This is a genomic window from Nostoc sp. UHCC 0251 (assembly GCF_034932245.1).
Lineage (GTDB): Bacteria > Cyanobacteriota > Cyanobacteriia > Cyanobacteriales > Nostocaceae > Nostoc.
The window spans coordinates 1-22231 of record NZ_JAYGHD010000015.1 but is presented as its reverse complement, the minus strand read 5'-3'; the positions used below and the strand labels follow the sequence as shown (position 1 = coordinate 22231).

Here is a 22231-nt window from a genome sequence, read left to right as displayed (position 1 = left end):
GCTAACGTAATTGCGTTAGCGTAGCGGTAGCGAGTCCGCGAGCGTCATTGCGAATTGCGAATTGCGAATTGCGAATTGTTTAACCCTTTCCAGGAATAAAAATCAAGAATGGGAATTAATTGACAATATGATTATAAATTTTGCTCCTTGCCCAGGTTTGCTTTGGGCTGTGATATTTCCATGATGACGCTCAATAATTTTTCGGCAGATAGCTAAACCTATGCCAGTACCTTCGTATTCAATGCTACTATGCAAACGTTGAAAAACATTGAAAATGCGATCAAGATATTTTTCTTCAAAACCAATACCATTATCTTCTACGATGATTTGACAAAGTTTAGAATTGTCAAACATGTTATCTGCTTGATTGCTTAAAAGTTTACTATAGATTTTGATCACAGGTGGTATCTGTGGGCGGTGGAATTTGAGAGCATTACCGATCAGGTTTTGCAGCAATTGCCGCATCTGTAAAGGATCAGCTTCAATGGTGGGTAACTCTCCTATTTGTACACTTCCTCCAGTTTGCTGCACATAAAGTTCTAAATCAAACAATACCTCTTGGGCAATCTTTGTGAGATTTACTGATACAAAAGGTTGTGATCTGGTAGTAACTCGTGAGAGTGTTAACAAGTCTTCAATTAATGTCTGCATTCTGGATGCAGCATTCTGCATTCGTTCTAAATAGTCACGCCCCTGTTCGGTTAACGTGTCGTCACAGGTTGTTTTGAGCCGATCACCAAAGTTTTTAATCTTACGCAGCGGCTCTTGCAAATCGTGGGAGGCGATAAATGCAAATTGTTTCAGTTCTTCATTGGAACGGGTGAGTTCTTGCTGCTGCCGAGTTTCTTGTTCTAGGATTAGGCTCTGAGCTAAGGCAATGCCTATTTGATCTGCCAACTGTTGCAAAAGTTCAACTTCCCAGTTAGTCCACTGGCGGGGATGAGCGCACTGGTGGGCAATTAGTAGCCCCCATAGTTGATTTTTCAGGAAAATTGGAACTACAAGGTTGGCTTTAACGGCGAATCGTTGCAGCAATTCGACATGGCAAGTTTGGATATCAGCTTCCTTGATGTTGCTAATGGAACTAACTTGCCCTTGGCGGTACCGCTCGATGTAATCGTTGCGAAAGCAAGGGTCGATAATTTGCTGCCCCAGAACAACGGGCAAACCGGGAACTACTGCCTCTTGAACGGCGAGAAAAGAGCCAGTTGGCTGGAGGCGCAAGATTAATACACGGTCGGCAAGCACTAACTTTTGCACCTCTGTGACGCTGGTTTGAAGAATTTCATCGATTTGTAAAGACTGACGAATTTTCAGGGTGATATTAGCAAACAGTTGCGATCGCATATTTTGGCGTTCTAATTCTGCTTGCGCCCGATTGCGTTCACGTAGCACCTCTTGCTGTTCGGTAATATCCATCATCGCGCCCATCATCCGCACTGGTTTGCCTGTTTGATCATGAACGACATAACCGCGATCGAAGACATAGGCATAAGAACCATCGCTGCGGCGAAAACGGTATTGATTTAGCCAAAATTTTTCACCGCTATTGATTAATGCCCACGCTTGGGAGGCGATTCTCTGCCTGTCGTCTGGATGTATATGTTCACTCCACCAATGAGCAGTGAATGTTATTTGCTCTTTCGAGTAACCAAAAAGGCTTTGTAAAGCTTGATTCCACCACACCTCATTGGTCAGCAAATCCCAGTCCCATAAAAGATCATGGGTAGCATGGGCGACTATTTGGAAACGTTCTTCGCTCTGACGCAGTTGTTCTTCTGCTAGTTTGCGCTCAGTAATATCTGTATAGCAACTTGTCATTCGCACTACATTGCCATCTTCATCCCATACTGCCTGACCGCGATCCAAGACCCATTTGTAGGTGTCATCTTTACACCGGACTCGATGTTCGCTGATAAAAAACGGGGTAATTTTAGCAAAGTGATCGGCGATCGCTTGTCTGACAAATCCAATATCATCTGGATGCACCCGTGTTGCCCATTCGTCTAACTGATTGGAAATCTCATGTTCTTTGTAACCAAGCATTTCCTTCCAGCGAGTTGAGAAAAATACTTGATCATTTTTAACGTTCCAGTCCCAAATGCCATCATTATTACCCTGCACGGCTAACTGGTAGCGTTCTTCGCTTTCTTTGAGTGCGTCTTCCACCCGTTGGCGCTCAATAGCTGTAGCGAGAACATTGGCAACAGCTTGGAGAAAATAAATGTCATCTTTGGTGAAGGTGTGGTGTCTGGTTGTGTGTGCCCCGAATACACCAAAAGGACGTTCTTTGCCATGAATTACCACGCTAATGCCGCTCACCACTTGATGCTCATGTAGCAGTGGTGGCCCATTGAATCGTGTTTCGGCGCTCAGATCATTAACAATCACCGGTTCCTGGGAAAGCAGGGTATAACCAGCTTGAGAATTGATACCCGCGCTAACGGTTGCCTTTCCCACAAGTCCAGGTTGCCAACCTACTCCGGCGCGTAGCAGCAATCTCTGATCGTCTGGTAGTAGTTCCAAAATTTTGCAAGACTGAACTTTTAGACATTGGGCAACCATTGTCACACATGATTTCATCAGTGTAGTCAAGTCTGTACTAGCTAGGGCCATTTGACTTAGTTCTGCCACCATTGCTTGCTGGTTAGCATGAATTTCTAGCGCTTCTTCCGCTTGCTGGCGCTTGGTGATGTCCATATATACCCCAGACATCTGCACAGCCATCCCAGACGCATCCCCAAAGACAACTCCTTTGCTTGCTAAAACACGAATTCTCCCATCGGGTAAAACAACTCGAAATTCGATGTCATATTTGACTCGATCCTGAATAGCTTGCTGATGCGATCGCCTAACGAAAGCGCGATCGTGGGGATGAATACAGCTAATAAAAGCTTCATAGGTGTAGTTGAAAGTCCCTTTCTCTAAGCCAAAAAGCGCTTCTAGATTATCTGACCAAGTAATTTTGTTTGTCAGCAGATCCCAATTCCAGATGACTATGCCAGCCGCGTCTAATGCCATCCTGAGTTGGGCTTCTCGCAATTGTGCCTGTGCAGTTTGCTGTCGTAATTCTTGCATGGCACGATCAGCTTCTAAAAGCCGACGCAATCTTTGACGTAATATTGGCCATTGAATCGGCTTGGTAATAAAATCAGTTGCACCCACAGCAAAAGCTTTCTCTACGGATGTCTGATCATCAAAATCCATAATCACTAACACTGGTGTATTCTTGCCATCGGGGAGTGCTTGCAGTTGAGCACAGCAACTAAACCCATCCATCACTGGCATCATGGCATCCAAAAGTACTATATCTGGGTGCAGATGAGTATAGGTCGCGATCGCCTCTAACCCATTACTCGCTTCTACCACCTCATATCCTGCTTCTGTTAATTGCTCACACAGATGCGATCGCATTAAATCGTCGTCTTCTACAACTAGAATCAGGTTAGTCATTTGTCTCTTGTTCTTTGTGATTAAGCAAGGACTGTGCGAATTTTAAATATTTGATTTTGGATTGCAAAAAAATTTCAACCCTACAATCTAATTAATTAGTTTTATGGACAGAGACTTAATTTGTAGAGAAACATCAAAAATATTATTCTTCCCAGCCCAATAGCCCATGAGTAAAATATCATACTATTTTTTCTTGGTACTGAGATAAATTGCCCTTTTTCGGATTACTGGGAGGATGTTAACTCTGACTTTTCACGGTATCTGGAAAACCTCTCTCCTTCTAGGAGAGAGACTTTGAATTTTCCTGCCCTTCCCGATGCGGGAAGGGGGCTAGGGGGTTAGGTTTTCGTGGGCTTTTCCACATGACGTGAAAAGTCAGGATGTTAACTGAATCATAGCGATCGCGCTTTCCGTTTGTATGCAATACACTCCGCCTCTGTCTTTAAAAGAGAAAAATGGAATCTTACTCCCCAACGCTAGCTCTTAAGGGGCTGGGGATTAGGTCTGTATTGAACTCAAAACAGAAGCCCTATAGTAGTGGGTTCAATTTTTTACACCCAACCCCTTTAAATCCTGCTCTTTTCTTTGTAGATTCGGGTTTTTGACTAATTCAAAACTTAATGTCATGGAATTTTGACATTATTGCGGTGGCTCAATATCTAAGCTAGCTACATTGTCATGGTTTCATGACAGTTCGATCCCAGAAGGGCTTGTAAATTCGTGAAACAGGCAAAAAACCTAGTTGTTACCCCTTGATCCCTACATATGCTTAGTGGTTAATATTGACTTAACAAATAGAACTTCCCCGATCCCAAAGAAATGCTGATTTTGGCATAACGAAGGAATTGCAAGGAAGTGACCCCAATTTAAAAACAGACTAAAAAACTTAAAAACTGGGCAAAACCAGGAGTCAGGAATAAGAAATTCATCTGGAGTGGATGACATTTTAAATAGCATTCTTTAACCAGGGGAAATCATTTACCGCTTAAACTACTGGAGGCCAAATTAATGGCAAAAGAACGCCCGCCACTAGAGGAGATGACCTTACGCCAACTACGCAAAGTTGCTAGCGAATATAGCATCTCTCGCTATAGCCGAATGCGTAAGTCACAATTACTGGCATCAATTCAAGAAGTCCAGCGCAGTAAAACTTTACTTAGTCCATCTCGTTCATTGGAGGCACAGGAAACCGTGGAAGCTGCAAAGTTTGAATTAGGTCAGGAAGATCGTACTGGTGGATCTTTGGCTGATGTTGATGAAGGACTCGCAGATTTACCTTCTGGCTATGGTGAAAGCCGGATTGTCCTCTTACCACGCGATCCTCAGTGGGCTTACACTTACTGGGATATTCCCAATGAGCACAAAGAGGAACTGCGTAGGCAAGGCGGACAACAACTCGCACTACGGATTTATGATGTCACCGACATAAATATCGAATTCCAAAGCCCCCACAGCATTCAAGAATATCCTGCTGATGAACTAGCTAGAGAATGGTATCTACCAGTTCCAGTTAGCGATCGCGATTATGTAATCGATATCGGCTATCGTGCTGCTGATGGCCGCTGGTTGGTACTCGCTCGTTCTGCTAGAGTACACATTCCTCCCGTTTATCCTTCTGACTGGATTGAAGATGTCTTCATCACTGTCAACTTTGAAGAAGATTTGCGTGGTAAGACTCAATACGAACTAGTTCCCCCTGCCAAGAAGATTGCAGCTACCGCCAATGGCAATGCTGTTGTCAATGGTAATGGCAACCCCATCTACGACCAAATCTTTGGTTTAGCCGAATCTGCCGAATCACTACGGGTTGCTGGTTCTATCTTCGGTTCCCAGCACCAAGCAGCAGGTGCAGTGCAACCCATTAGCTCCTATGTTTTCCCATCTGGTGTGGGTATGTGGGCAGTTCCTACCATGTCAGGCTTAACCGCTTCCGGTGCAGGAATGTCAGGTGCTGGCTTCTCAGCTTCCGCCGTACCAATGCGTCCGCGCCAGTTCTGGTTAATTGCTGATGCTGAGTTGATAGTTTACGGTGCGACCGAACCAGATGCTACCGTAACCATTGGCGGTCGTCCAATTCAGCTAAATCCAGATGGAACATTCCGCTTCCAAATGTCCTTCCAGGATGGTTTAATTGACTATCCGATTTTGGCTGTAGCTGCTGATGGTGAGCAAACCCGGTCAATTCAGATGAAATTTAACCGTGAGACACCATCCCGAAATACCAATACCAAAGAAGAAGCTGTTGTAGAGTGGTTTTCTTAAGTTTTGGTTCTCAGATTAACTCCAGACTGAAATTTTAAATTATTCCCCGCTATAGTAATTCTGTAGCGGTTTTTTTGCATTATTATGTCTACAAAAAAATTATTTTTGTTATTTATCTTGATCATTGGTGCAAGCTTATTACCAGGTTGTCAAGAGATTGAAGCAAATTCAGCCCCAAAAGCATCTAAAACTTGCCCTGGTAAAAATGCTAAGTTCAGTATTGATTTTTTTAAAACCAATAATCAAGGTAAAAAAAATCAGAAAGGTATTAACAATGTAATTATTTTTAATCCCAAATCAGCAGAATTAGATTTCAAAGTTAATGTTGGTCTATCTCATAAACTCTACGCCAAAGATGCTAGAGGAAAACTGCGTAAAGAATATGTACCAAAACAGTTTCGTGAACTGATCAGTGATGAGAATGCCAAATTAAATGGACAGCTACCCATTGCCGCAATTAATGCCGACTATATAGATACTGATGATAAACCACAAGGCTTAAATGTTTCTCGTGGCATCGAGTATTCAGGAGCATTTAAGAATAAACGTTCTTCTTTTGGGATATCAGGAGGTAGACCTAACCAGCGACAGGCTACTATCCAAGCTGGTAGAAGAAAAAGTGATATTCTCAATTACAATTTAGTGGGCGGTAATGGCAGATTCTATCGTCAGGGTAAATTTAAAGATATTTGTCAGGATTTAGGAGAATTTGCCTGTAAAAGTGCTACTAATCGCTCTCTAGCAGCTATTACTAATCAAGGATATGTAATCTTATTAGTTAATGACTTGAAAGCTAATTCAGATATTGAAGTATCTCAAGTTAATCAAGAGTTACTGCCAGATATGTTTGATAATGTTCTAGAAGGTATTGCTAGCGATAACTGTTTAGGTAAGATTCAAGAAGGGATATTATTTGATGGAGGTATGTCTCCAGGATTGTATTATAACCAGAAAACTTATGTAGAAAACTTTGGGCCGATAGGTTCAGTTTTTTTGATTTACAAAAAATGAAGAGGCAAAAGAAAATATTAAGGTACTTCCAATTAAAAAATGTCCCATCGCTGTGTAAGCAGAGGGAGCAGAGGGAGTAGGGGGAGCAGGGGAGGAAGAATCAGATCATCGTCTTCGCTCTAAAAATTGGATAATTTAATTTCTGGAAATCCTAAGATAAAGGTGACATCAACAACTTGCTTGCCCTTAAAAGTCGATCTTTATGCTTTAAAAAGTCACCGTAAAGTTGGGATTTCACGCTGTATATGCCCTGGAATATCCTCCCATATGACTGTCTAAGGGGGTAAGTGTAAAATTTAGAGGGGATCTTGACCAAAAGACGACCACAGATGTAGCCTGTAATCGACGCATGACCAATCGAGAGGAATCAATGAAAAACGAGTCAACGTCAGCAAGCAACGCCGACGTAAATTTCCTTCTCGGTGGAGGTGAAATGGGTGCGCGGATGCGAGAACAAGACTGGTCAAAAACATCCCTTGGCCCAACACAGCAGTGGCCACAGAGTTTGAAGACTGCCGTGCGGATTATGCTGACTTGCCGTCAACCCATGTTTGTTTGGTGGGGCGAGGAACTGATAAATCTTTATAATGACGCTTACAAGGCTATTATTGGCGGCAAACATCCAGAAGCCCTTGGGCAGCCAGCTTCCTACGTGTGGCAGGAAATATGGGATCAGGTTGGGCCTAGAGCAGAATCAGCAATGCTGAAGAACGAGGGCACTTACGACGAAGCGCTGCTACTAATTATGGAGCGCTTTGGCTACCCGGAGGAAACCTATTACACTTTTTCATATAGCCCAGTTCCTAACGATCAAGGTGACACAGGTGGGATTATCTGCGCCAACATAGAGGACACGCAGCGCATCATTGGTGAGCGTCAGTTGGCACTCTTGCGTGAACTAGCGGCTAGGACGGCAGACGCACGGACATTCGATGAAGCCTGTACACTGAGTGCGAGTTGTCTAGAGAGCAACCCTTACGACCTGCCTTTCGCCATGATTTATCTGGTTGATCCAGATCAAGAGCAACTTTTTCTAGCTGGAACGTGCCGCATTGGGCAAAACCATGTAGCAGTTCCTGAAACAGTGGCTCTTAATTCTGATTGCGTTTGGCCCTTTGCGGAAGTGATCAAAACGCATCAGGCAAAACTGATTTCCGATTTGGGAGCGTCTTTTAGTAGCTTACCTTGTGGTGTTTGGCAGCGATCGCCCCATCAAGCGATCGCTGTACCGATTGCACCATCCGGTCAAACCGGAAAAGCTGGTATATTAATTGCTGGTTTAAATCCCTTTAGGCTATTCGACGATAATTATAGAGGATTCATCGATTTAGTTGCGGCTCAAATTGCAGCCAGCATCGCTAACGCCCAAGCTTACGAAGAAGAACGCAAACGCGCTGAAGCCTTGGCAGAAATTGATCGCGCTAAAACCGTCTTTTTCAGCAACGTCAGCCACGAGTTCCGCACCCCACTTACCCTGATGTTGGGGCCATTAGAGGAAACCTTAGCCAATTGTGCCACTCTGCTTCCAGCCAAGGAACTAGAGCAGTTAGAAATGGTGCAACGCAACGGACTCCGCCTACTGAAACTGGTTAACAGTCTGCTAGACTTTTCGCGCATTGAAGCCGGACGGGTTCAAGCCTCATACGAACCCACCAACCTTGCCATCTTCACCGCAGAACTAGCTAGTGTATTTCGTTCAGCGATAGAACGGGCAGGGATGCAGTTATTAGTCAATTGTCCTTCTCTTCCAGCACCAGTGTATGTAGATCGAGAAATGTGGGAAAAGATTGTTCTTAACCTGCTCTCAAATGCATTCAAGTTCACGATGGCTGGAGAAATTACAGTCAGCTTGCAGTGGGCAAATGACCATATTGAGTTCGCAGTAAAAGACACAGGAATTGGTATCCCACCAGAAGAAATCCCCCACCTTTTTGAACGATTCCACCGCATCAAAGGGGCGCAAGGACGTACTTTTGAAGGGTCAGGAATTGGATTGTCGCTGGTGCAAGAATTAGTGCAAATGCATGGCGGAACAGTCCAAGTAACCAGTGTTTTAGGAGCAGGCAGTTGCTTTACTGTATTAATTCCAACAGGATTTGCTCACTTGCCTCCAGACCGGATTAGTGCCCCTCGAACTTTAGCTTCAACCGCATTAGGTGCAACGCCCTATGTAGAAGAAGCCCTGCGTTGGCTACCCGAAGAGAGCAGAGGGAGCAGAGGGAGAAGAGAAGCAGGGGGAGAAGAAATTCTTCAAGAAGACTACATCTATATAGATTCTTCCCCTGCTCCCTCTACCTCCCCTGCTCCCTCTGCCTCCCCTGCTCCCTCTGCCTCCTCTGCCTCCCCTGCTCCCTCTGCCTCCCCTGCTCCCCCTGCCTCCCCTGCCTCCCCTATCCCCCGGATTCTCCTGGCTGACGATAATTCAGACATGCGCGATTACGTCAAACGGCTGTTAAGTCAGCAGTATGAGGTGGAATCAGTGCCGGACGGTTTAGCTGCTTTGGATTCTGCTCGTGCGCGTGTTCCAGACTTGGTACTGACAGATGTAATGATGCCTGGATTGGATGGCTTTGGACTGCTGCAAGAATTACGAGCTGATCCGCAGACGAGAAAAGTTCCAATTATCCTGTTGTCGGCACGGGCAGGGGAAGAGGCACGAGTGGAAGGGTTAGAAGCGGGAGCCGATGATTACTTAATTAAACCGTTCTCTGCCCGTGAATTACTGGCGCGGGTAGAGGCAGCTCTAAAAATGGCTCGTCTCCGACAGGAGGCAATGCAACGGGAGCAATCTCTGCGGATTGAAGCTGAGGTGGCGAAAGCACACTTAGAGACTGTCTTAGCTGGCATCCAAGACCAGTTTTTTGTATTAGATCGAGAGTGGCGTTATACCTTTGTCAATGACCAGGTAGCAGAAGTTGTTGGCATCCAAAAGGAAGAGTTGCTAGGTAGGATCATTTGGGAAGTGTTTCCAGATGTGTTCAAAAGCGAGTTTTATACTCAGGTTCAGCGGGCATTTGCACAACAAACCGTTGTTCAGTTTGAATTCTTTTATCCTGCTTGGCAGCGCTGGTTTGAGAATCGCGTCTACCCCAATGCTTTTGGAGTAAGCATTTTTGTTACAGACATCAACGATCGCAAGAGTGCAGAAGCCGAACGCGATCGCCTCCTGCAACTTGAGAAAGCTGCCAGAACTGAAGCCGAAACAGCCAACCGCATTAAGGATGAGTTTCTGGCGGTGCTTTCCCATGAGTTGCGATCGCCTCTTAATCCCATTCTCGGTTGGGCGAGACTCTTGCAAACCCGTGAGTTTGATTCAATAGCGTTGAAAAAAGCAATTGCAACCATCGAGCGGAATGCTCAATTACAAGCTCAACTAATTGAAGATTTGCTCGATGTCTCTCGCATCTTACAAGGCAAGCTCAACCTCAACATGTTTCCAGTCAACCTAGTGCTGGTGATTGAGGCAGCATTGGAAACAGTGCGTTTAGCAGCAGAGGCTAAAGATATTCAAATTCAGACGATGCTGGATGCTTCTTTAGAGCAAGTTTTGGGTGATTCCGGCCGTTTACAACAAGTGTTCTGGAATCTGTTATCGAATGCCGTTAAATTCACTCCTGAAGGAGGAAAAATTAATATTCAACTGGAACGCATTGATACTCATGCTCAGATTACCGTCAATGACACAGGTAAGGGGATCAGCCCTGAATTTCTCCCTTATGTGTTTGAATATTTTCGTCAGGCTGATAGTACGACAACCCGAAAGTTTGGTGGCTTGGGGTTAGGATTAGCAATTGTCCGTCATCTCATAGAATTACATGGTGGCACGATTTGGGTAGAAAGTTTAGGTGAAGAGCAAGGAGCTACTTTCACGACTAGGCTACCGCTTATCAAAAAAGATTTAACCCCAAAGCAAAAGATAATTACTGTCTTAAATGCTTCTCCTACAGATGAAATTCTTGCAGGTATCCAAATCTTAGTTGTGGACGATGACGATGATACCCGTGAATTCCATAAATTTGTGTTAGAGCAGGCTGGAGCAATGGTGACTGCTGTGGCATCAGCCAAAGAAGCACTGCAAGCATTGATAGAGTCAGAACCAGATATTATGCTCAGTGATATTGGGATGCCAGAGACAGATGGCTATATGCTGATGCGCCAAGTTAAAGCATTGCAGGCATTGCAAGCTAAACAGATTCCGGCGATCGCTTTAACTGCTTATGCCGGAGAAATCAACCAGCAGCAAGCACTCGAATCAGGGTTTCAAAAGCATATGTCCAAACCCGTCGAACCAGAGGAGTTAGTCAAGGCAATTGCAACTTTGATTGGCAGAAATGCGAATGGCTGAGTGGGCAGGGGGAAAGAGGGTTAGAAAATCAACTCCAGCGACGTGCCGATTTAATCCCCAACCTTGTGAATGTGACACAAGCTTATGCCAAACAAGAAAAAGAGTTAGTCTCTTTATTGGTGCGGGCAAACGCACGGAATTTCTGAAACCATTGCTGGATAATAAGTCTGCTTGAAGAGATAGGATCTATTTAGAAAAATAAAATTTTAGGAGTAAACCTCTGTCTTTACAATTTATTACCGTTCCCCCTGAAACTTATCAATCCCCCGCAGGCTTAATTGTCACTTTGCATGGTTGGGGAGCTAATGCTGAGGATGTAGCATCTTTGTTACCCTTGCTCAACTTGCCTGATTATCAGTTTGTATTACCCAACGCACCTTTTCCTTATCCCTATTCCCCTGTAGGGAAGGCATGGTATGACTTACGGGTGGAGAATATGTATCAAGGATTGGCAGAAAGTCGGCAACTGCTAATAGATTTTTTGCAATCTTTAGAAAGTACCACTGGCGTACCTTTGTCACGTACCATTTTAAGTGGATTTTCTCAAGGTGGAGCAATGACTTTAGATGTCGGCTCAAAATTGCCCCTAGCAGGTTTAGCTGTCATGAGTGGGTATTTACATCCTGATGCAGTAGCGGCAGATCAAAAAGGGATTCCGCCGACTTTAATCAGCCACGGGAGATATGATGAAGTTGTCCCACTACAAGCTGCTTTGAAGGCACGAGAAACTCTAAAGTCTCTAAAAGTGGCGGTAGAATACCATGAATTTGACATGGGGCATGAAATAAATCCACAAACGTTAGAGGTGCTACGGAATTTTGTTGTAAATGTAATTGGCTAGTCAGAATTACGAATTTTTTATAAATTATGGTACAAATTCTGACAATTTTCACGAAATTAATGACCTCTAATGAGTAATATATATAGGGTGGCTGCGTTGGGCGCAACTTAACCCATGCTGAAGGCGAGTTCTGCATAAGGGAGGGGCAAGCATTATGACAACTCTAAGCATTTCCAGGAAAGAAATTGCTGCCATGACTGTGGCAGAAGTAGAAGAACTGGCTACACGTCTCGAGCTAGATAATTATAGTAATGCTTTTGAGGGTTTAAATGATTGGCATTTATTGCGAGCGATCGCATTTCAGCGTCCAGAGTTAGTTGAACCCTATATCTATCTCTTAGACTTGGAACCCTACGATGAAGCATAGTTGAGAGTTAGGAGTTAGGGGTTAGGAGTTAGGAGTTGGAAATTAATATTCGTAACTACTTGCTCCTAAATTCCTACTTACTCCCAACTTTTTACCATGACTAATCCAAAATCGAACAAAGTTCTAATTGGTGTAGGTGGCGGTATCGCCGCCTACAAAATCTGTGAATTGGTTTCGACGCTGTTTAAAACTGGGGTGGAAATCCGAGTTATCCTCACCCGTTCAGCACAAGAATTTATCACGCCTCTAACAATAGCCACCCTATCTCGTCATCCCGCCTACACAGATGATGATTTCTGGAAACCAACTCACTCTCGTCCGTTGCATATTGAGTTGGGTGAATGGGCAGATGTCATGTTAATTGCGCCCTTGACAGCTAATACATTAGCAAAGCTAGCCTACGGGATGGCAGATAATTTACTTACAAATACCGTGCTAGCTTCTACTTGTCCCGTGCTGTTAGCACCCGCAATGAATACGGATATGTGGGAACAGCTATCAGTGCAGCGAAATTGGCAACAGCTATTGATAGATAGCCGATATCATGGGATGAATACAGGATCGGGTTTATTAGCGTGTGATCGCATCGGTGCTGGTAGATTAGCAGAACCTCCAGAAATTTTGGCTCACATCCAATCGTTGTTACACACTCAAGGCAAACGAGATTTAGTAGGTAAACGAGTGTTAATTAGTGCTGGGGGAACGCGAGAGTATCTTGACCCAGTGAGGTTTATCGGCAATCCTTCCACAGGTAAAATGGGATTAGCTTTAGCACAAGCGGCACTTCACCGAGGCGCAAACGTCACTCTAGTATATGGCCCAGCCAATTGGGATGTACCATTAGGAGTGCAAGGGATTCCCGTTATTAGTGCCGAGCAAATGCAGCACGCCATGCTCAAATATTTACCCAACGCTGATGTAATTGTCATGTCAGCAGCCGTTGCAGATGTGAAGCCACGAGATTATAGTACAGAGAAATTACCCAAGCGATCGCTCCCCCAAAACTTACCTCTCGAACCAGTAACGGATATAGTCGCCCAATTAGCACAACATAAACAGCCGCATCAGATATTAATTGGATTTGCAGCACAAACCGGGGATATTGTCAAGCCTGCATTAGAAAAGTTACAGAGTAAAAAACTCAATGTTATTGTTGCCAATCCCATCGATCAACCTGATAGTGGTTTTGGGAGTGATAATAATCAAGCGATATTTTTAGATAATCAAGGACGGCAAGTAGCGATCGCACCTTGTTCTAAATTAGAAATGGCCCATCATTTATTTGATTTTGTCCTATTTTGACCAACAAGTTCCCTAATCCCTAATACCGCGCCAAGACACAAAAATTTCTTTGTGCGTCTTGCTGATGTGTTGACATTTTAAATTACATCATTTAATGTAATTTGGAATTGATGTAAAAAATATCCGATTACAGTTATGTACTTTGAAGATGTGCATCAGTGGCAGGGAACTGCAAAGGTTCTGACAAAGGAGCTAAAATGCCAGATTGAACAGCTTCAATGGTCTATAGAATCATCTGCCGTGCGTACTGTTCGATCGTAGAGAGCGAAACAACTTTTATCACAATCTAAAGGGCAAGAATTAGCTCACTTTTAAGCATAAGTGAAACTTGTCGATTGAGATAAATTGACCTTTGGGCTTACATCGCTCAGGTTATTACTTTAGGTGATAAGGGAATATTACCTCCTCTCATTTCGAGCGTTTTTCCCATCCCTAATTGAGGCAGGGCTATCTCATTCGATATCTTAGAGATTTTGTCAAGAGTATGAGTCAGAATTTGCTTGAGTAGAAAAAAGCAAAACTACGACTTCAACCAGTAAATTTAAGTGCGTTGGCAAAGCCTTGCCGAAGGCATCGCCATTTTCTTACCCAATCAGATTTTTTAGTCACCTGATTTTTTGGCTTGAAACGCTTGTAAATGAGCGCCTTTTAAGAAAGGAAACAGCCTTGCTACTTGAGGAGAGATATGAATGGTTACACAAAATCTTGATTTATTCGGTTATAGCGTCACTTAACAACATGACAAAAGAATCCCCTTTAGTCTCTGTTATTGTACCGGCCTACAATGCTGATACTTTTATTGAACGGACATTGAATTCTATACTCACTCAAACGTACATAAATATTGAAGTATTAGTTGTTGATGACGGTTCCGAAGACAGAACTGCTGAAATCGTAAAATCTTTTGTTGAGAAAGACAGTCGTGTCATTCTATTGGAACAAAAAAATGCAGGGGTAGCCGCTGCTCGCAATTTAGCAATTGAAAAGTCTAGCGGTGAATATATAGCACCAATTGATGCCGACGATATTTGGTATCCCCAAAAACTAGAAAAGCAAGTGCAATACATGTTAGAAGGAGACCAATCTCTAGGATTAGTCTACGCCTGGTCAGTGAGGATTGATGAAAATGATTTAATTTTTGGGATAAGTGATATTGAATATTATAAAAATTTTCTTACTGTGGAGGGAACGGTTTACCCTGCTCTACTTTACACCAACTTTATAAACAATGCTAGTGCACCTCTGATCCGCCGATCTTGTTTTAAAAAAGTTGGCTTTTACAACTGCAAACTTAAAGCACATAATGCTCAAGGTTGCGAAGATTGGGAACTTTATCTGCGTATTGCTGAACATTATAAGTTTAGGGTAGTACGAGAATTCTTGATTGGTTACCGTCAGGTAAGAGGAAGTATGTCTCGTAATTATCTTTCAATGGAAAGGTCTTACAATCTAGTTATGGCAGAATTTCGACCAAGACATCCAGAAATTGCTACTTATATCTACAATTTATCTACTAGCAATTTTTATATTTACTTATTAGAAGCTAGTCAGGAGTGTGGAGATTATTGGAATACTGTGGTCTTGGTATATAAAGCTATAAAATTAGACTATACTCAAATTGTTAGATTATTTAAACGTCATTTTTTAATGAAACTTATTTTAAAAATTGCAGGTAAACCAATTATGCATTTCATGGGTCTTGAACATGACTACTGGTATAAAGCCTTCAAAATGAGAAATAAAAAATTTTCTAAAATATCAGATATAAATTGTATGATTAAAATTCCCAATAAAACTGGGAGAACTAACAAAGATCAGCAACAATATGTGGAATTATACGAGAGAATTCAATTGCAAAAATGGTTGCGAATTTTGCAGTTTCTCAAGCAGTTGAATGAGCAATCAACTCAATTAAAAGAAAAATAAAAATTAGGCTTACTTAAAATTATTTTGATTAAAAAACTTCAAATAAAAGAAATAAAGTTGATGAAAAGGCTATTGCCTTTACTGAAAAATTATCCTATGGCAATACCGATAATTGTCATTTTAGGGATACTATCATCTTTGTTTGAAGGGCTGGGAATCAGCTTATTTATTCCGCTGTTACAAAGTGTGGTTCAGACAAGTTCATCAGTTACAGACAGCAATTTTTTTGTAGATTTTCTCAATCGAATATTTATTCATGTTTCAACAAATAACCGTTTTATAATTATTACTCTCTGTATTTTAGGCAGTATTATTTTTAAAAACTGCTTGGTTTATGGTAATTCAATATTATTTGCTTGGTTAAATGCACGAATTGGACATCGGTTGCGATCGGGAATTTTCCAACAATTTTTGACTTTAAGTTATAGCTTCTTAGAAAAGAATGAATCAAGCAAGTTGATGAACACGCTGGCTAGTGAAACTTGGCGAACTGGTCAAGCTTTATCTACCCTAATTGGGATCATCATTACTAACTGTACAGTTGCTATTTATACAATTATATTGCTATTGATTTCATGGCAACTAACTTTGTTAGTATCTGTCTTAATAATTTTGGTTTCTCTTGGGATCAGGTTAGTTACACGTCAAGTAAAACATTTGGGAGAACAAGCAGTAGAGGCTAATTCTGCTCTGGCAAAACGGATGTGGGAAGGGTATTCAGGGATGAAAGTTATCAGAGCTTTTGGGCGTGAAGCTTATGAACAAGAGCTTTTTGATGCTGCATCAAACAAGGTAGTCAATACATTTTTTAAACTTGATATTGTATCAGGGATAGTGCAACCGATATCTGAAATTTTATCGGCAGTGATACTAATGTTAATCCTCGTGATTGCACTGTTGATAGACCGGAATGCATTACCTAATTTACTAACTTTTATATTTATCCTCTATCGCCTACAACCTCGGGTACAACAATTAGATAGCTCTCGTGTCAGTCTACTGGCTTTAAGTAGTTCTGTAGATGAAGTAATGTCCCTTTTAGAATCCTTTGATAAACCTTATATTCACTCTGGTACTATTCCTTTTAAAAGTTTGGAGCAAGGAATTTACTTTGAATCTGTTGAGTTTCGCTACAATCCTCAGGACAAACTTGCAATTCAGGATATTTCAATTTGTATTCCCAGAGGTAAAACCACTGCTATAGTAGGCCCTTCCGGAGCAGGTAAATCCACAATCATTGGCTTGATATGCCGATTTTATGATACTAGCTCAGGGGAAATTTATATTGACAATTTCCCCATAAGAGAATTGAATTTGACTGACTGGCGTAATCAAATTGCCATTGTCAGTCAGGATATCTACATGTTTAGTACAACCGTGCTGGAAAACATTGCCTATGGTCGGTTAGATGCGACAAAAAAGGAAATTATCGCAGCTGCAAAACTTGCCAATGCCCATGAATTTATTAGTCAACTACCTCAAGGTTACGACACTAAGGTAGGCGATCGCGGAATTCGCCTCTCAGGAGGACAAAGACAGCGCATAGCCTTAGCTCGTGCTATTGTCCGCAACCCAGAGATTCTGATTTTGGATGAGGCGACGAATGCTCTCGATAGTATTGCCGAACACTTAATTCAAGATGCTCTAAACACCCTCAGTCAAGATCGTACAGTTATTGTCATCGCCCATCGCCTATCTACTATTGAACAAGCAGATCAGATCGTTGTGTTGGATGAGGGACGGGTGATGGAACAGGGTAACCTTCAACAGTTACTTAAGATCAACGGACTATTTGCCCAGCTTTATCACTTGCAATACCGCAATGCTAGCAATTGAGAAAACAACTTTAACTTTACTATGTCCTATAGCATCATCGAAATCGAAGTAACACAACCTTTACCTATCATATCCCTCTCAAACAGAGATACAGGTATTGCTCTAATTTTGCGACGCAAAGATCGGCCTATCGGTTTTTTGATGAAAGCACTACCAGCAGGTAGTCAAATCACGCCAGAAAACCTAACTCAATTGATCGCCGAAGAGGCAGGAGTTAAACTACTTCAGGAGAGTATTCGGGAAGAATTGACGGCTTTAGAGCATCAACAAGAAGACGCGGGGATACGGGAACACGGGGACACTAACCCTGCGAGCCTCTTCTTTAAAAGACCTTTGCCTTCTCTAACCGTGGCAATTTGTACCAAAGACCGCCCAGAAAATTTAGCTCGGTGCTTGCAGTCTTTACTAAATTTGCAACCATCTACCTGGGAATGGGAAATTTTGGTAATTGATAATGCTCCTAGTGATGAACGCACCAAAGAACTAGTAGCCTCATTCCCTAAAGTCCGTTATGTTCGAGAACCAAAACCTGGTTTAGACTTTGCCCGAAATTGTGCTTTACATTCAGCAATGGGAGAGCTTCTGGCTTACTTAGATGATGATGTTCTTGTAGACCGAAAATGGCTAGAAGGTTTGATGGAAGCATGGACAGAAAATCCTGATGCTGCCGTTTTTACCGGACTGGTACTGCCTTACGAGTTAGTTACAGACGCTCAAATTCTCTTTGAACAAAGAGGCGGCTTTCGTCGCGGCTTTGAAAAGATTCGCTACGGTCAAATTTTGCCAGGTAATCCGCTACACCCTTGTGGAGCAGGAATCTTTGGAGCAGGTTGCAATATGAGTTTGCGCCGGAATATTTTATTAGAAATCGGCGGCTTTGATGAGGCTTTGGATACAGGAGCAACTCTGCCTGGTGGTGGGGATTTGGATATTTTTTATCGGGTGATTCGAGCAGGTTATCCACTGGTATACGAACCCAAATATTTGGTGTTTCACCAGCACCGTCGGGAATATACCCAACTGCGTCGCCAATATTGGACTTGGGGATTAGGATTCATGGCTTTTGTGGTTAAATCTTACCAAAGTGACCCTGCCCAACGTTCTCAATTACGCCGTCTTGTCTGGTGGTGGTTTAAGGATCAATTGAAGCAATTAAAAAATAGTTTGAGGGGTCATCATGTTTTACCGGCAACCATGATTCTGGCGGAATTTTGGGGCGGAATCTTAGGAATTTTAGGAGAATATCCCCGCTCTTTAAAACGTGTTGAGAATATTCGGAGGCAATTTTCATGAATACCTTTGCTCCCTGGAAAATTCTGCACATTGATTTGAGTTTAGGTATCCCCACACTTACGGTTGAACCAGAATATCAGGTGATTTATGCGGTTTTTTGGTGGCACGGCATTCCCCTTGGCGATCAGGAGATTTTGGCAACACAATTGCCAATGCCAGCTACGCAATTAGTAAATTTAGTTTTGCAAGCAATTGTACCAGCAGTTGGCGATCGCCTATTTACACAAGGTTTCAAACCGCCTTTGCCAGTAATTTCTCCAAACCCTGCACGGGATATGCCTGTTGACTTTCACGCACTGATGGCATTGGAAAAACCCCTTAAGCAACTTCAAAAATGCTGTTCGGAGCCTGTCAATGGTTCAATTTCTGTAGTTGTGTGTACGCGGAATCGCCCAGAGGAATTGGCCAGATGTTTGCGATCGCTGCAAAATTTATCCCCACCTCCCCAGGAGATTATAGTTGTAGATAATGTTCCAAATTCCGATGCTACACGCCAGCTAGTTGCTCAATTCTCCGGTATTCAATATGTCTTAGAACAACGTCCGGGGCTGAGTGTGGCTCGCAATACTGGAATTTGCCATAGTATCGGCGACATAATTGCCTTTACCGATGATGATGTGGTGGTTCATCCTGATTGGATTGTACGATTGGAGCAAGGCTTTCAAGACCCGAGAGTCATCGCAGTCACCGGGTTAATGCTACCCGCAGAACTAGAAACACAAGCACAATTAATTTTCCACAGAGGTGCTGGAGGTACAGGTTGGGGATACCGTAGCGTTACCTTTGATCCTCAGTTCTTCGCCGAGATGAAATCTCGAGGTGTCCCGGTTTGGCGTATTGGTGCTGGAGCCAACATGGCATTTCGACGCCAAGCTTTTGATCTGGTAGGGTACTTTGACGAATGTTTAGGAGCAGGCGCTTCTGGATGTAGCGAAGATTCCGAATTCTGGTACAGAATTCTTGCAGAAGGCTGGCTTTGTCGCTACGAACCAACCGCTGTGATTTATCACTACCATCGCCGGGACATTGATGGCTTAAAACACCAGGCATACCAGTATATGCGCGGTCATGTCGCAGCGCTTTTAGTGCAGTTTGCTAAATACAAACACTGGGGCAATATCCGCCGTCTCCTTTTAGCTTTGCCCATTTACTATAAACAGCGGTTTTTACAAGAACTGAAAACAGGCTTTCAACCCAAGCACAGTTCCCTCTTAGCAGAAATTTCTGGATGTTTAGCAGGAGTCAAATTTTACATCGATAACCGTATATGTTGTCCTAAGGCATGCAGCAAAAGGAAAAAAGTTTGAGCTTTGTTTACTTTTATTTACACAGGTTTGTTTTATTGTGTCGGCTTACTTACAAAGAATTAAAAATCTCATTTATTAATTACCAATTCTAACTATGCTAACTTTATCACCCAAGCAAAATACAGCTTATAAAGCACCTTTAGAAAAGTTTCTCGCCCAGAACCCTTTCCCAGAACCACTCACCCAAGGCTTTTTTTATCGGGAAAAGATGCGTGCTATTCATGACATTGCTCCCAATAAACCATTGCAGGCAATTCTCGAAATAGGTGGTGGACAAAGTGGCTTAACTGCCTTGTTATATCCACAAGCACAAATTACGAACTTAGACTTAAATCCCCAGTACTCTCAAGCTCCCTGTAACCAACAAGAACGGGTATGCTTTGTCTGTAGGGATGCAACTGCTTTACCTTTTGAAAATAATTCCTTTGACGCGGTGACAATGTTCGACCTTTTAGAACACGTCCCAGACGATCGAAAGGCAGCAAAAGAGGCTTTGCGAGTACTGCGACCAGGTGGTTTTCTCTTGATTAGTACTCCCAATGAAAATTGGCGGTTTCCCTACTACAAATTTATGAAATCCATCTGTCCTAGTGAGGCAGAAATTATGGCAGAATGGGGTCATGTCCGGCGTGGCTATACTTTGGCAGAACTTCAGATTTTGATAAGTTTACCCTGTCAGGAGTATGCCACGTTTATCAATCCCCTCACAGTACTCGGTCATGATATTGCATTTTCACACTTATCTCACTACCAACGTCAATTTTTGTCTAAAATGCTTAGTCCTCTGACATGGCTAAGTTATTACCTACACCAGGCACACTCAAAGGGTACAGAAACCGCATCGGTTTGGCAAAAGCATGAATAACCAGTTACAATCGACGATCGCTTTGCTACACTGGGGCGATTTAATCGAAGACTTTTTAGACACCATTGGGGTTTCGTTTGAGGCTTTTTGCAACGAGATGACGGGTGGCTGGATGTTTGGTTACATCAGTGCTTTAAAACTAGCTGGTGTCCGGACAGTGCTTTTCTGTATTTCTGGTCGTGTTGCTGAACCTATGCGCTATACCCACAAGCCTACAGGTGCTACTATCTGTGTGTTGCCTGTTCCCAAAATCTACCACGTTGCTCGGCGTCAGATACCCAATCCTTATGCTTGGAATCTCAACGAAGCAATTGGAGAGATTCACGGTGTCCGCCGCATCCTCCTAGCAATCCTCAAAGACATATCACCTTACCTGGCGACACCTACAGTAACACTGGCGCGGGAACTGCGGCGCGAGGGTTGCCAAGCAATTCTCTGCCAAGAGTACGAATATGCTCGTTTTGATGTCTGCGTACTGTTGGGACAGTTAGTGGGTTTGCCTGTATTTGCAACCTTCCAGGGAGGTGACTTTCAACTATCACGATGCGAACGTCCTTTGCGTCCTCTGACAGTGGGACTTTGTGCTGGTTTAATTGTGGCTACTCAAACCGAGGTGCAGCGAGTGCAGTCCTCCTACGGCATCCCGTCTGCAAAGCTGGCACGGATTTTCAACCCATTGGATGTCATAAATTGGCAGGCTATAGATCGTAGTGAAGCTAGAACGGTGTTGGATATCCCCCTTAATGCTCAGGTGGTAGTGTGTCACGGGCGTATTGATATACACCGCAAGGGTCTGGATATTCTCTTGGATGCTTGGAAACAGGTATTGAGCGATCGCCCTGAAAGAGACTTGTGGTTGCTACTTGTAGGAACAGGCAGCGATACCGACAAGTTACATCAACTGATTGACCAGATGCAACTACGTGGGGTGCTGTGGGTAGATGAATATGTGCGCGATCGCACTGCAATTCAACGTTACCTGTCGGCTGCTGATGTTTATACTCTCCCCTCCAGACACGAAGGCTTTCCCGTAGCTCTTATCGAAGCCATGTCCTGTAGCTTACCTGTGGTAGCGACTGACGCGCCCGGAGTGCCTGATATCCTAGAGGGCGGTGAGGCATCGGGTGGGTTGGTAGTGCCGCGTGGCGATGCTATGGCACTGGCTTTAGCTCTAGGTCGTATCTTAGACAACCAGGCTTGGGGGCGCGAACTAGGTAAGCTTGCCCGATGTCGGGTGGTGGAGTGCTTTTCTTTGGAGGCAATTGGTAAGCAATTGCGTGACTTTTTGTTCAGTTGATAATCTGTCTTACCTCTTAGAACTGAATCTGTAATTTTGTAAGTTAATAATTTTGCATAATACCAAAATCTTTGTAGAGACGTAGCAGTGCTACGTCTCTACATCCAGATTCATACTTTAATTCAG

Annotated in this window: 14 protein-coding genes; 13 read left to right on the top strand and 1 reads right to left on the bottom strand. The window is 43.2% G+C overall.

From position 1 onward, the window contains the following. Positions 1 to 102: 102 nt before the first annotated feature. A complete protein-coding gene (locus VB740_RS03505; RefSeq protein WP_323198688.1) occupies positions 103 to 3453 on the bottom strand; it encodes a PAS domain-containing protein in 3351 nt (1116 codons plus the stop codon). A gap of 1008 nt (positions 3454 to 4461) precedes the next feature. Between VB740_RS03505 and VB740_RS03500 the strand changes: the two genes are divergently transcribed. The 13 genes from VB740_RS03500 (at position 4462) to VB740_RS03440 (ending at position 22105) form a co-directional block, all read left to right on the top strand. Further along, positions 4462 to 5715, top strand: a complete 1254-nt coding sequence (locus VB740_RS03500) for a DUF4912 domain-containing protein (protein WP_323198687.1) — start codon at positions 4462 to 4464, stop codon at positions 5713 to 5715. Between the two features lie 84 nt (positions 5716 to 5799). Beyond that, a complete protein-coding gene (locus VB740_RS03495) occupies positions 5800 to 6726 on the top strand; it encodes a phosphodiester glycosidase family protein (protein ID WP_323198686.1) in 927 nt (308 codons plus the stop codon). Positions 6727 to 7096: 370 nt separating this feature from the next. Beyond that, entirely contained in the window at positions 7097 to 11071 is a 3975-nt protein-coding gene (locus VB740_RS03490; protein ID WP_323198685.1) for an ATP-binding protein, read from the top strand. Next, a complete protein-coding gene (locus VB740_RS36725) occupies positions 10978 to 11217 on the top strand; it encodes a LemA family protein (protein WP_416289138.1) in 240 nt (79 codons plus the stop codon). Before VB740_RS03490 ends, VB740_RS36725 begins: the two co-directional genes overlap by 94 nt. 74 nt (positions 11218 to 11291) lie before the next feature. Next, positions 11292 to 11912: an alpha/beta hydrolase gene (locus tag VB740_RS03480; protein WP_323198711.1), complete on the top strand. Its 621-nt coding sequence runs from the start codon at positions 11292 to 11294 to the stop codon at positions 11910 to 11912. 154 nt (positions 11913 to 12066) lie between these two features. Next, positions 12067 to 12279 carry a DUF2555 domain-containing protein gene (locus VB740_RS03475; protein ID WP_100897932.1) on the top strand — a complete coding sequence of 71 codons (213 nt, stop codon included), beginning with the start codon at positions 12067 to 12069 and terminating at the stop codon, positions 12277 to 12279. Between the two features lie 96 nt (positions 12280 to 12375). Next, positions 12376 to 13581: a bifunctional phosphopantothenoylcysteine decarboxylase/phosphopantothenate--cysteine ligase CoaBC gene (coaBC, locus tag VB740_RS03470; protein ID WP_323198684.1), complete on the top strand. Its 1206-nt coding sequence runs from the start codon at positions 12376 to 12378 to the stop codon at positions 13579 to 13581. A 561-nt stretch (positions 13582 to 14142) separates the two neighbouring features. After that, positions 14143 to 15507 (top strand): glycosyltransferase family 2 protein, encoded by a 1365-nt coding sequence (locus tag VB740_RS03465; protein ID WP_323198683.1) that lies wholly within the window; start codon positions 14143 to 14145, stop codon positions 15505 to 15507. Between the two features lie 96 nt (positions 15508 to 15603). Continuing rightward, positions 15604 to 17343: an ABC transporter ATP-binding protein gene (locus tag VB740_RS03460; protein WP_323198682.1), complete on the top strand. Its 1740-nt coding sequence runs from the start codon at positions 15604 to 15606 to the stop codon at positions 17341 to 17343. 21 nt (positions 17344 to 17364) lie between these two features. Further along, positions 17365 to 18636, top strand: coding sequence for a glycosyltransferase family 2 protein (locus VB740_RS03455; RefSeq protein ID WP_323198681.1), 1272 nt, complete (start codon positions 17365 to 17367; stop codon positions 18634 to 18636). After that, on the top strand, positions 18633 to 19943 hold the full coding sequence (locus VB740_RS03450; protein ID WP_323198680.1) for a glycosyltransferase family 2 protein: 1311 nt from the start codon (positions 18633 to 18635) through the stop codon (positions 19941 to 19943). The genes VB740_RS03455 and VB740_RS03450 overlap by 4 nt, the downstream gene beginning before the upstream one ends. Positions 19944 to 20037: 94 nt before the next feature. Beyond that, positions 20038 to 20808 carry a class I SAM-dependent methyltransferase gene (locus VB740_RS03445; RefSeq protein WP_323198679.1) on the top strand — a complete coding sequence of 257 codons (771 nt, stop codon included), beginning with the start codon at positions 20038 to 20040 and terminating at the stop codon, positions 20806 to 20808. Continuing rightward, complete coding sequence (locus VB740_RS03440) at positions 20801 to 22105, top strand: glycosyltransferase family 4 protein (RefSeq protein WP_323198678.1); 1305 nt, start codon at positions 20801 to 20803, stop codon at positions 22103 to 22105. The genes VB740_RS03445 and VB740_RS03440 overlap by 8 nt, the downstream gene beginning before the upstream one ends. Positions 22106 to 22231: the final 126 nt, after the last annotated feature.